Below are 13150 nucleotides of genomic sequence, written 5' to 3' on the forward strand. Positions count from 1 at the left end.
ATATCGCTATATCGTCATCATTATATGTTTAATTTTAAAATGATTATGCTACTTTATATCCATTTTGTGCATTTGTTACATTATATTTTCAAATTATGTCATGCTATTAATGATAAATAGTAATCTCAGTGACAACTAATGGGCTATTGATTGTTTTTCCTCTTATATAACGCGTTCGAACTCGCAAATCAACGCCCATTCCTCACTTTACGCTATCATTGTCGACTGCTGCGTTTCATCATTTGTGAAAACGCCATTGATGAAAAAAACAAGAAATGTCGCGTTAAAATAGTCATCAAACCATTTTATGTATTTTTCCTTTTATTTCTTATTTCTAAATAATGTTTGGTTATTGATATTTTATAATATTATAATAGGGTAACCAAAACACATATTTTTTGGAATAACTGTCATAAAAGGGGGAGACTACTTTAATATCTGTATTGATTTTAGATTTGGATGTGGGTCGTTCTTCATGTTCATGTGGTCGGTCATTAGATTCAACATAACGCGCCTTTATGATAGTTAAAGATGCTTTGCCAATACGATTTCATCTTTAATCGCAATACCATTGTCACCTATAAGAGGAATGGAAGGTTTGATACGTCGTGCCACATCAACAGCGTTTGGTCGAATGTCAGACATGCGATAGCCATTTTTTTGATAAAAGTACAGTGCCTTGATATTTTCATTAGTCGTTATCACTTGGAGGGTATGAATATTTAAAGAATGTGCGATATTTTCGACGTGCTGAACGAGCTGACTGCCAATGCCTTGATTTTCTTTATAGCTATCTAATGAAATGATTTCCAATATGTCCATACCAATCTTATAAATTAAGACACCCATTAGACTTCCCGCTTCAAATGCTACGACGCAAGGGTATTGTGTTAAATCATAGTGGCCTGATGAAACGACCATTTTTGAATCGAATTGATGCTGTGTTTTTAATTCTGAAACTAAGTGTACATTTAGCTGTTGCAAAGATTGAAATGTGATCAATTGCAGCTCCCCTTTACCTAAAAATTTTATAATTACTTGACAACGATATGTTCCCAAAGCCTCATGTTCAAGTTTTAAACAATGATATATCGATATTTTGCATTCATTGTAACAAATGTACGAATGAATTGTATGACTTCGCTGTACAATTCGTTTTTTGTTCTTTCTAGAAAGGTTTTGTCCAATATGTATGCGCTATTATTTGAAAAGTGAAATCGTGTTTATGGTAAACATTGTTGCTAACGAAGAATGACCATATGTAAAGTTACACCCCAAAAAATTCTAATAATTCAGAAATAAAAAAGAGAATATAAATATTTCATGGTGTATGGTTACACAAGTGATTGACCGTGAACATACATTTTAAGGAGCTTGATTAAATGTCAAAAAAGGAAAAAGTATTCAATGAATGTTTGAAACAAGAAAAATCTCGGGTCAAGCTTTATAAATCAAGGAAACATTGGGTGAAGTCGGGGATGAAGGAAGTTAAGTTTTTGCACATGATGGGGTTCCCTTTGTTGATGAGTGCTTCAAGTGACGAGGACGATGAAGGACATAAGAATACAATTAAAAGAAAAGTCATCAAAGTTTCTACACTTGCGGGTGGTGCTTTTACAGCCAATCTGTTTCAAGGACATGAAGCGATGGCGGCGTCTGAGCTTCCTTTAACTTCGGAGTGGTCTACGCAAAGTGAGGCTGTTGCAAATCAAAATTCAACAGAGTTACGGTCCCCGAGCATAAGCGAAAGTGAAATGCTGTTCTCAGAAGCGCTTCAAAGTTCTGAAACAAACGACGCGAAAACACATATGCCAACATCTGAAAGCGATCAAGTATCATCAGCGAAAAGTCAAAATTTGAAAGTGACTACTCAATCGAGTGAAAGCTATAGTGAAATAGCGCAGACCAAGACGTCAGAAAGTGTGCATGCAGAAGAAAGTACACAAACATCAGAAAATAATCGTGTGCCTATGACAGAGAGTGAATCATACAGTGAAAAGAAAATACATCATAGTCAATCAGTAGAAAATCGTACATCTCCTCATGTGCAGACAACCACGAAATTTGAACCACACGATCGCACATCCACTACAACACATCCATCAAATCAACAGTCAGAAGTGAAAGTACAGGGAAAGACGCATTCGGCAGTGCCAACAAGTGAGGCAGTATCTCAACAAAGCCAACACATACATAGTGAGGTAACCACGCAGGTAGGGGAACCGACGCCACGCCCTGCTCCAGAAAGTGATGACACACCAACAACACATCAATCACATCATACAAAAAAGATTAGAAAAGCAAGATCGGTGAGTCACGTCGCGGAAAACCACACAACAACTCGTGCGACCACGACTACAGTAACGGACCAAGTCATCGTGACACGAGATAATTTTGAAAGTCATTTTAGTACACACGGGACAGCGTATTACACACCAGAAACAGGCATGGTCACGTTAACGTCGGATGTAAATAATCAAATAGGTTCCGTTACGCTGAATTCGAAAGTCAATTTCAATGAAGATTTTGAATTAACACTTGGTGTCGGATTAGGGACGCGTTATGACGGTTACAGTCCAGACGGCGTAATCGGTGGTGATGGGGTTGGTTTTGTTTTTTCACCAGGTCCTTTAGGTCAAACTGGCAAACGAGGTGCGGCTGTTGGTTTTGGTGGTTTGAAAGATGCCTTTGGTTTCAAGCTCGATACGTATCATAATACATCGAAACCTAAAGCAGGTGCTAGTGCGAGTGCTGATCCCCCAAGTGTCGGAGGTGGCGGTGCTTTTGGTGCTTTTGTGACAACGAATCATAAAGGTGTCGCGGTGACCCATACCTATAATTCAACGACAGCGACAGCAGCTAAGTTAGAAAAGCAACCGGATGGGACAGTACAAGATTTACTCATTCACTATAATGCTAAGACGAAAGTCATGACAGTCGTTTATGCGGGACAAAGATGGACGAAAAATATTTCAGATTGGATTTTAAGAGGTAGAAGTACGAACTATTCATTTGCGATTACAGCGGCAACTGGCGACGCACGAAATTTACAACAAATTCAAGTTCGTTCGTTTTATTATACGGAAGCTGCCGTCACGCGCATTTCTTATTTTGATGCCTATACAGGTAAAGAAATCATCCCACCTAAAACAGTTGCCGGCAGTGTGGGCGATGTGGTCACTGTCGATAAACAAGAAAGTGAGTTGTCCGCAAAAGGTTATCAATTCATTGCCTATTACAGTAAAGATGCACCGACGTATAATGCATCGAATAATACCGTGAAATTGACTGATGCGGTTCAAAACATGGTCTTATTTTATAAAGATTTGCAAGCACCGATTTTAATTATGCCGACAGAAACGAAAGAGCTGAATGTGCCTTTCCCACCTATTACAGTCAATACGAGAGATAATAGTACAGGGCATGTGCGAAATACGGTGACAGGTTTACCTGATGGACTATCGTATGACAAGATAGATAACGTCATTACAGGAATCCCGACGAAATTAGGCAATTTTAAAGTTACAGTGACATCGGTGGACGAAGCGGATAATGTATCAACATCTTCATTTGATTTCAAAATAGTGGATACTATCGGCCCTATTGTGAAGGTAAACGATCAATACAATACAGTGTTTCAACAGATTAAAGAGATTGTGATAGAGACGAGTGACAACAGTGGTCATACGATAGACACAGTGTCAAACTTGCCTACAGGATTAAAGTACGATCCTCTAACGAAAACAGTTAGTGGTAGACCAACGCAGATAGGTGCATTTTTGGTTAGTGTGACGTCTCAAGATGCCAGCCATAACAAGACGAACAAATATTTTGTATGGACGATTGAAAGAGATGCGCATAGTGATTCCATTTCTCTTTCACAAAGTACGTCAGTGATCAACAGTATGAAAGCTTCACAAAGTATGTCTGAATCGACGCAAACCAGTTTGTCGACAAGTGAGAGTATTTCGATAGTGGACATTACAAGTACATTATTGAGTGTATCACAAAGTGTAGTTACATCTAACAGCGCATCGATTTTGGACAGTGAAAGCATGTCTTTACAAAATTCGATGCGTGTATCTACATCAGAGAGTATGAGTGCATCAGATAGCGCCGTGATAAGTAACAGTATCTCGGTTTCTGAAAGTATGAGCACGTCGATATTAGAAAGTGAATCGTTATCGAATCGCACATCTGTTTCGGCGAGTGACAGTACATCATTGAGCGATTCAACAAGTGACAGTGCATCATTAAGTGGTTCGATAAGCAATAGTATTTCTGTATTGGATAGCACGTCAAGCTCTAATAGTATGAGCGAATCTACATCAATAAGTGACAATGCATCAATATCGAATAGTAGTTCCGCTTCAAATAGCCAAAGTCTTGCATCAAGTGAATCGATGAGTGCATCAATATCTGAGTGCAACAGTCTTTCTCTCAGCAAATCGGTAAGTACGTCTATTTCAAATCAAACATCAGATAGCATGAGTCTTTCTGAATCAAACAGCACGAGCACATCATTGAGCCTATCAGAAAGCTTATCAACTTTAGAAAGTGATTCAATTAGTGACAGTACATCGATTTCAGACAGTGAAAGCATATCTTTATCAGGCGGTGTAAGTACATCAGTGAGTGAAAGTCAATCCGCTTCAGTTAGTCATTCGATAGTCGACAGTGCTTCGGTTTCTGCTAGTGCAAGCCTATCGTTGAGTACATCAGAAAGTATGTCGACATCAGAAAGTCAGTCAGCAAGTGAAAGTGCGTCAGTGTCAGAGAGTATGATGCAGTCTACAAGTAAGTCAGCAAGTCATTCGACGTCAAATAGCCTTTCAACAAGCGAAAGTGCATCTTTGAGTGAAAGTGTGTCCGCTTCTAATAGCGAAAGTGACTCAGTATCAACAAGTATGAGTACGTCAATGAGTGGTTCCGACAGTACTTCTACTTCAACGAGTGCAAGCCTGTCGACAAGTAGTTCTGACAGTACATCAATTTCTAATAGTGAATCGGAATCAAACAGTACATCCATGAGTGTGAGCCTCTCTACATCAGACAGTACAAGTACATCGATGAGTCAATCAGCAAGTGGCAGCATGTCAATTTCAAACAGTTTAAGTCATTCATTAAGCCATTCAGTGAGCAACAGTATAGCGGCAAGTGTATCGACTTCTGATAGCACGTCAACGAGCGAGAGCGTGTCAGTGTCGACAAGTCTTTCAACTTCTGAAAGTATGTCAACAAGTGTATCTATGGTGAACAGTGAGAGCGTATCGACAAGCCTTTCAGACAGCGTGTCAATTTCTAATAGCACGTCCACATCAAGTAGTACATCGACAAGTGAAAGCCTGTCACTCAGCGGTTCAATGTCGCAGAGCACGTCATTAAACACCGATACATCAATGTCCGACAGTAGTTCGGTTTCAACGAGTGCTAGTGCTTCTCTAAGTACGTCAAATAGTACAAGTACGAGCTTGTCATTAAGTGATGCGCAGTCTACAAGCCATAGCGTATCTGAATCGGAAAGCATGCAACATCATTCAACAAGTGAGAGCACATCACAAAACATGAATCCGACAACGAGTGAAGCGATTAATCAGCAACCAAGTCAAACATCAAAAGATCATTCATCTGTGATATTACCAGATACAGGGACCGAAGAGACTTCATCTAAAGGTTTATGGGTCGGCTTGTTGTCAGTCATTCTCGGTTTTGCATTATTCGGTAAATCTAAAAAAGATAAGAAAGATCCATCCTCACGTAAGAAAGACGATTAATACCGTATGAATAGGGGCGAAAGCATCATTGTTTTAAAAAGACATAAATGAATCATTCGTGCTTTTGCCTCTTCATAAATTAACAGACGAAAAAGAGGCGAAATATGGGAGCATTGACGCGTTTGAAGCATATTAAAACGAAAGAATATAAAGTTTTATATCAACGGATTTTCTTCACATTGATGATGATTGTTATCTATATCATTGGGAGTCATATCACCTTGCCAGGAATCAAAGTACGGACGCGTGTGCCCCACAGTTTTTTAGATATTGCGTTGTCGAATGTAGGGGGCGATATAGGCACAATCAATCTTTTTTCTCTCGGACTTGGACCATGGCTCACAACAATGATGATTATGGCGCTGTTGACTTACCGCAATATCGAAAAAGAAAAGTTGGAAACACAGTTAGAACGTCATTTTAAAGAACGTTTTTTCACGCTATTATTAGCCATCATTCAAGGATATTTTGTGCTCAGTCCGAATCAAAGCAAGTTCCAGGGCGTGCATATAGGTTTCCTATTACTCATCATAGTGACGGGGGCGATGGTACTCGTGTGGCTTGCGGATCAAAATACCGTTTATGGTATTGCTGGTCCGACGCCGATTGTACTGGTTGGTATGATCAAATCCATTTTTCAACATCAACAGCTTCAACATATCGGTGTGGTTACAGTCGCCATCGGTATTGCTTTGATGTTGATTGTATTGGTGTTGTTAGTTTGGATAGAACGTATTGAGTACCGCATCAATTATCAAGATGTGATGAATGTGACGACATCTCAAAAGGATACGTACATTTCGTGGAAGCTCAACCCTGCTGGGAGCATCGCGATGATGTGTAGTTTTTCATTGTTTTTCATCGTCGGGATGTTGGCGCATGTAATAGGACGCTGGTTAACAGGAGACGCGAGCTATCAACCGGTATTTTTAGAATTGAACCATTCAGTTGGTGTATTGATGTTTCTCGTGATGCTCATTATGTTGAATTTTATGTTGTCTAAAGTGCTATTAAATCCGAAACGGAAGGCAAAAGAATTTCAAAAAAGTGGTCATTACATTGATGGTATTTATCCTGGGAAGGCGACGAGAGTGTATTTAAACAGGAAGTCTAACCAGATGAGTGCGATAGGTGCTGCTGTGCTCGGTTTGATTATGAGTTTGCCGCTACAGACTGCTATCGTGGTAAACGATATGACGCAAGAGTTATCTGTATTGATACAATTTGTCATTTTGATTTACATGACCATCAATATCACTGAAACAGTACGCACTTATTTATATTTTGATCAATATCAGTCATTTTTAGACTCATACAGTAAGGAGTAAGCTATGAAATATTTTGTTCCAGCATGGTATGACGATGACAATAGGTGGTGTCAGTTAACACAACCGTTTTATGTGCATAGTAGAAAGATACAATTTGATGATGCGATTAGTTTAATGTCGATGCATGCGCAAAATGATGTGGAATTTAAATTGTTGCATTTGAATTATCAACCGCACTTGAGACTATTTTTGCATAAGTATGATTTGTACGAAACGGCTATTTGGTCATTGTTTGATGAGATTCAAGGCTTTGATGATGCCCCGTCACGTTCGTTTCAATTTGATGATTTGGAATGGCCAGATGATGCAGAATTTGTATTTTCGCCTTATTTGATTCAAGTGATGACGGAAAATGGCATATCCAAAGTGTATTTTAATCAGGATGGCTATTTGATTTGGCTCGATGATTTTGAGCAGCATCAACAGCAGCGACGGTACATTTTTGATGAGCGCGGCTATTTGAGTGCGATTCGTTATTATGAAAATGGTGAAGTGTTTAGGCAAGATTATTTAACCGCAACGGGTGAAGTGATCCTCCGAGAAAACTGGGTGACGCTTCAAGTGGAAGTGATGGCACCGTTTCAAAGTGAGTTTGATGCACCAGTGTATGATTCGATGGGTGTACTCATTCAAGAACGTTTTGCGCGTTATTGTGCACGTCATTTAAATGAAGCGGACCAATTGATTGTGAGTGCACATTCTCAACATCAGGCATTGTTTCGGGATATTGCAACGCGGGTGACAGTGAGCTATTCAATTTTTACGAAACGCAATCAGACTTTGGATGAGGCATTCATTCAATCGATAGGACACAGTTTGAAATGGTTGGTCGATACGTCAGAAAATGAAGCACGGTTAAAGACTTTATTGGCAAATCACACCCACCCACCTGAAATATTAAGAATGACACCGTTTGATACACAACAGCTGACGAATTTAAGCAGTCAATTGCATGAAACCTATATTGGCATTTGGATAGAGGGGATGCGTAATGCGGATTTACAACAAGTGCTACAGCAGCTCATCACTTATGTTCAGCGAGAGCCTTCTTATCGACTCGTATTATTGACGCAAAAAGATGCAGCTCATGTAGAAGGTTGGATGAGACAGTTCACGGACGAAATGAATGCGCAACATAACGAAAAAGTTGTCAAAGATAAAGCGAAAGCGGAGTTGATTGAAGCGAAAGAACCGACACCGATTGAGGAAGTGATTCAAATCCAATCGGTGCCATATGAAGAAGATGTGCGCCAAGCTTTAACACGTTTGCGTATCGTCATTGACTTGAGTGACGAACCCGATTTATATGTCCAAATTGCGAGTATCAGTGTGCGCATTCCTCAAATTCATATGTTTCAAAGCCATTATGTGACAGATTTTAAAAATGGCATCATTATTGATCATTATGACGCGCTTCATTCAGCGTTAGATTACTTTTTAAAGACGTTAAAACATTGGAATGCTGCTTACACATTTAATACAAACATGATTGAAACGGTGCGTTCTGAGCGTATTATTGAACAGCTAGACCATTTTTTAGAAGGTGATAACGATGGGGCAACAGTTTAATGTGCTACAAATGGGTGGTCGTGATTTAAAATATTTATTCGACTCAAATCCAGCAGTGACGTGGAATTATTTTGATACACAGCTGTTCTACTATGACAATACGTCTATTGAAAAGATGACAGCAGTCATTGAAGAGCAAGGTGTATTCGATCTCGTGTTCGTACAAACGCCATTAGCTGAACCTATGGAGGCACTGTTAACGCTTGTGAGTACACCTTACAATACAGTCGTGGATCATCATGATTGGCAAACAGGCTACGCGGCGTTAGAAATCGTGGAAAAGTATCGTATTCGACCGATTGATTACACCGATGAAGCCGAATTACACGATAAATTAATCGCCTTGTCATTTCCCGGGCAATATGGTGACAAAATCAGTCCAGCACATACGCATATTCATACGTCTGATGCGATTCATGTCACTTACTATGGTCATAAAGCTGTGCGTTTTGTAGGTGATTTTGGTGATACATTTTGTCCGGTGCTCAGTTGGCGTCAAAATTTAATTTACGACAAAGATAAAGTGATTGAAGTATGGCCGGAATTTCATACAGAAGGTGATGTTGAACTCGAATATGTCGTACGTTTGATGTCGCTCAATCCTGAAGAAGGCGTGTTAGAAACGTTTGTCTTATCGGAAGACGCATTGGCAGAACCGCTTCGCTTATCACGACGCCCTTATACGGCATATATCACGATTGCGGTAAGGGCACGTTACAGCGGGGTCGTGCATATCGGTGCGGTACATAAACGTTTGTCTCGTATTGAGTTTGGACAATTGTTGTTAGGTGGCGAACGATTTGTCGATGACCGACGAGAAGAATTTTTCTACTATTTTAACCCAGGTGATTTCAAGCCACCATTAAATGTTTATTTTAGTGGTTATCGCGAGGCTGAAGGGTTTGAAGCGTATTATTTAATGCAACAACTCGGCGCACCATTTTTACTCATCAGCGACCCACGCATTCAAGGCGGCGCGTTCTATTTGGGGTCGACTACGTATGAAAATGGTATTAAACAAGTCATTCAGCAAACGCTGGCCACGCTTGGATTCCATCATGACGCATGTATCTTTTCCGGATTGTCTATGGGCTCATTCGGCGCGTTATATTACGGTGCGCAATTACATCCGAAAGCCATCAATGTCGGCAAACCGCTCGTGAATATCGGAACTATAGCACAAAATATGAAATTGCTCCGTCCACAAGATTTTGACACATCACTCGATATCGTGTTGGCACATCAGTATGAAGCGGTTGACCCTGATGCACGTATTGCTCGGTTGAATGAAAAATTTTGGGACGTGTTGACAAACAGTGATTTGCAGGATACTTCTATCCCGCTGACGTATATGGTGCATGATGATTATGATCCAACTGCATTTCGTGATTTACTGCCGGTTCTCAGCCGACAACATGTCCATGTCATGAATAAAGCGATACCGGGGCGCCATAATGATGATACGGCGACGGTTGTGAGTTGGTTTATGAACTTTTATCACATTTTATTGAAAGATCATTTTGGGAGAGATGTTCATGCAAACTAAACAGACGATGACGATTTTTTGGCGCAATACGAATGGAGAAACGTATCAGCATGGCTCGACAATTCGCTTTCAACCGAATGGTACATATTTTGAAAATCAGCTGATGCCGTCAGGATTACCCATTCATTTATGGACAATGACGACGCAATTTGATAAAGAGGGACGTACGCCAAGTTTGCCTATTTTAAAGAGAGGACATCGCTATCGTCTGACATTTGAAGTGGCGGTAAATCCAGTTGGAAGTGTATATTTCGTGCTTACCTTTTATAGAAAAAACGATACTGAAATTAAGCAATTGATGATAAATGAAACGAATAAAGACTTCGAATTCCCGAAAGCGGCATATCGTTATGACATTCGATTGATGAATGCAGCGTGTCATCAGTTGCTGTTTCGACGTATTGTTATTGCAGAGTTAGCGCAAGAGGATGATGTTAAGTCGACACCTTCACTTTATGAGGCGCAAGTGAACGACATCATTCGACGGACACGTGCACAGGAAACGTTGTAGTCGTTTTTGGAAAGGAGGTCGCCCATGGGATTCAATCTTAATGGAACAATCAATCGTATGCGGCTGAAGCAACTGACAAAAATGTTGAAAAAAGTGAACCGATATTGTGAAATGATGGTCCAATATTCAGATGCAGAACTTCAACAAAAGACGGCAATGTTTAAACAGCAATTGCGTAACGGTGAAGTAACATTGACGGACTTGTTACCTGAAGCGTATGCAGTGGTGAGAGAAGCGTCACGGCGTGTTTTAGGGATGTACCATAAAGATGTGCAAGTGCTCGGTGCGATTGTCATGCACCAAGGCAATATTGCTGAAATGCAGACTGGTGAAGGGAAAACGCTCACCGCAACGATGCCGTTATATTTAAATGCGTTAACGGGGAAAGCGGTATTTTTAATTACGACCAATGATTACTTAGCAGCGCGAGATTATTTAGAAATGAAGCCATTGTACAATTGGTTAGGTTTATCGGTCTCGCTCGGTTTTGTAGAAAATGCAGAGAATCCGGTGAATAATGCGGAAAAACAGCAGTTGTATCAACATGACATCATTTATACGACAAATGGGCATTTAGGCTTTGATTATTTAATCGATAACTTAGCGGACACGTTAGAAAGTAAGTTTTTGCCAGAATTACATTATGCGATGATTGATGAAGTGGATTCGATTATTTTAGATACAGCACAAACACCCCTCGTCATTTCTGGTGCGCCACGTGTCCAATCCAACTTGTTCGCAACCGCCAAAGCATTTGTCGCCACGCTTCAAGAAGGTGAAGACTTTAAAATGAAAAAGACTAAGCGGGAAATTTGGCTAACAGAACAAGGGATTGAGAAAGCGAATGCGTATTTTAACGTTCCGAACATTTATGACAAGGTGTATGTGGATCTGGTACGTACAATCAATTTATCTTTACGTGCGACTTATGTCTTGGATGTGAATTTAGATTATATTGTGTTAGACGGTGAAATCATGTTGATTGACCGCATTACAGGGCGTATGTTGCCAGGTACGAAAATGCAAGCGGGACTGAATCAAGCATTAGAAGCGAAAGAAAACTTGGATATTTCCAACGATATGAGTGTGATGGCGACGATTACGTTCCAAAATTTATTTATGCAATTTGACCGTTTTTCCGGTATGACTGCAACAGGAAAATTAGCTGAAAAGGAATTTTTTGAGCTTTATTCGAAAGTTGTGATTCAAATTCCAACCGCGCATTCGGTCATTCGCGAAGACTTTCCAGATCGTGTGTTTGTGAATATTCACGATAAAAATGATGCAATTTTGGCAGAAGTGAAGGCGTTACATGCACAACAGCGTCCCGTATTGTTGATTACAAGAACAGCTGAAGCGGCAGAATATTTCTCGGATGTGCTGTTTAATTTGCACATTCCTAACAACTTGCTCATTGCACAAAATGTTGCCAAAGAATCGCAAATGATTGCAGAAGCGGGTCAGTTGAGTGCAGTGACCGTGGCGACGAGTATGGCTGGCAGAGGAACAGACATTAAACTTTCTCCCGAAGTACATGCGCTGGGCGGTTTAACTGTATTGGTGCATGAACATATGGAAAATAGTCGTATTGATAAACAGTTGAGAGGACGTGCAGGGCGACAAGGTGATCCGGGTCGGTCCCAAATTTTTATTTCGCTCGACGATTATTTAGTCGAACGATGGAGTGATGCGTCATTAACTCAAAATGACAGATTCATGTCAGAGAATCATGCATATTTATCTGAAAGTGTGCTATTTCGCAATAAAGTGAAGCGTATTGTCACAAAAGCGCAACGTGTCGCTGAAGAACAAGGGATGAAGTTAAGAGCATCGGCCAATGAGTTTGAAAAAAGTATGAGCCTACAACGTCAACTCATTTATCGCGAGCGAAATCGAATATTAGAAAGTGAGCAGTTAGCGTTGCTTAATTTTGAACAATTGGCACGAGACGTTTTTCATCATCATTTTAAGACAGCGGGCACAGTGACGGCATCGGATATTGCGCAATATATTTATCAAAATGTGAGTTTTAGTGCTGTTGATATTGAAATTAATCGCACAACAGGCAACGTGGATGCAATGGTGGCTTTGTTAATGGGACAGTTTAAGCAACAATTTGAGAAAAACAAACAGAAGATTAACAATGACGCCTTGTTTCAGCAATTTTTGCGTAAAACGGTGCTTAAAGCGATTGATACGGCGTGGATTGAACAAGTGGACTACTTACAACAATTAAAGGCAAACGTCAATCAACGCCAAAAAGGCCAACGTAACGCGATGTTTGAATACCATAAAGTAGCGCTAGAGTCATTCAATCGGATGGTGTGGGAGATAAAGCATCGCATCATTAGAAATATTTGTTTGAGTATGATGGACCAACAACAAAATGGCAATGTAACGATTCATTTTCCTTAATGAGGAG

General features: G+C 40.1%; 7 protein-coding genes. 6 read left to right on the forward strand and 1 reads right to left on the reverse strand.

The window, feature by feature from the left end:
• Positions 1-525: 525 nt before the first annotated feature.
• Positions 526-999, reverse strand: a complete 474-nt coding sequence (locus tag GZH82_RS00385; protein ID WP_203232863.1) for a GNAT family N-acetyltransferase — start codon at positions 997-999, stop codon at positions 526-528.
• Between the two features lie 479 nt (positions 1000-1478).
• Here GZH82_RS00385 and GZH82_RS00390 point away from each other — a divergent pair, with 479 nt between their 5' ends.
• From GZH82_RS00390 to secA2, 6 genes are all read left to right on the forward strand, one after another.
• A complete protein-coding gene (locus GZH82_RS00390; RefSeq protein ID WP_238989596.1) occupies positions 1479-5774 on the forward strand; it encodes a lectin-like domain-containing protein in 4296 nt (1431 codons plus the stop codon).
• Between the two features lie 104 nt (positions 5775-5878).
• Entirely contained in the window at positions 5879-7102 is a 1224-nt protein-coding gene (gene secY2 / locus GZH82_RS00395) for an accessory Sec system protein translocase subunit SecY2 (RefSeq protein WP_162680815.1), read from the forward strand.
• Positions 7103-7105: 3 nt separating this feature from the next.
• Positions 7106-8671, forward strand: a complete 1566-nt coding sequence (gene asp1 / locus GZH82_RS00400; RefSeq protein WP_162680816.1) for an accessory Sec system protein Asp1 — start codon at positions 7106-7108, stop codon at positions 8669-8671.
• Positions 8655-10217 (forward strand): accessory Sec system protein Asp2, encoded by a 1563-nt coding sequence (gene asp2, locus GZH82_RS00405; RefSeq protein ID WP_162680817.1) that lies wholly within the window; start codon positions 8655-8657, stop codon positions 10215-10217. The genes asp1 and asp2 overlap by 17 nt, the downstream gene beginning before the upstream one ends.
• Positions 10207-10728, forward strand: a complete 522-nt coding sequence (gene asp3 / locus GZH82_RS00410) for an accessory Sec system protein Asp3 (RefSeq protein ID WP_162680818.1) — start codon at positions 10207-10209, stop codon at positions 10726-10728. The genes asp2 and asp3 overlap by 11 nt, the downstream gene beginning before the upstream one ends.
• A 24-nt stretch (positions 10729-10752) precedes the next feature.
• Positions 10753-13143 carry an accessory Sec system translocase SecA2 gene (secA2, locus tag GZH82_RS00415; RefSeq protein ID WP_162680819.1) on the forward strand — a complete coding sequence of 797 codons (2391 nt, stop codon included), beginning with the start codon at positions 10753-10755 and terminating at the stop codon, positions 13141-13143.
• The last annotated feature ends 7 nt before the right edge of the window (positions 13144-13150 follow it).

Source organism: Staphylococcus sp. MI 10-1553, assembly GCF_010365305.1.
Lineage (GTDB): Bacteria > Bacillota > Bacilli > Staphylococcales > Staphylococcaceae > Staphylococcus.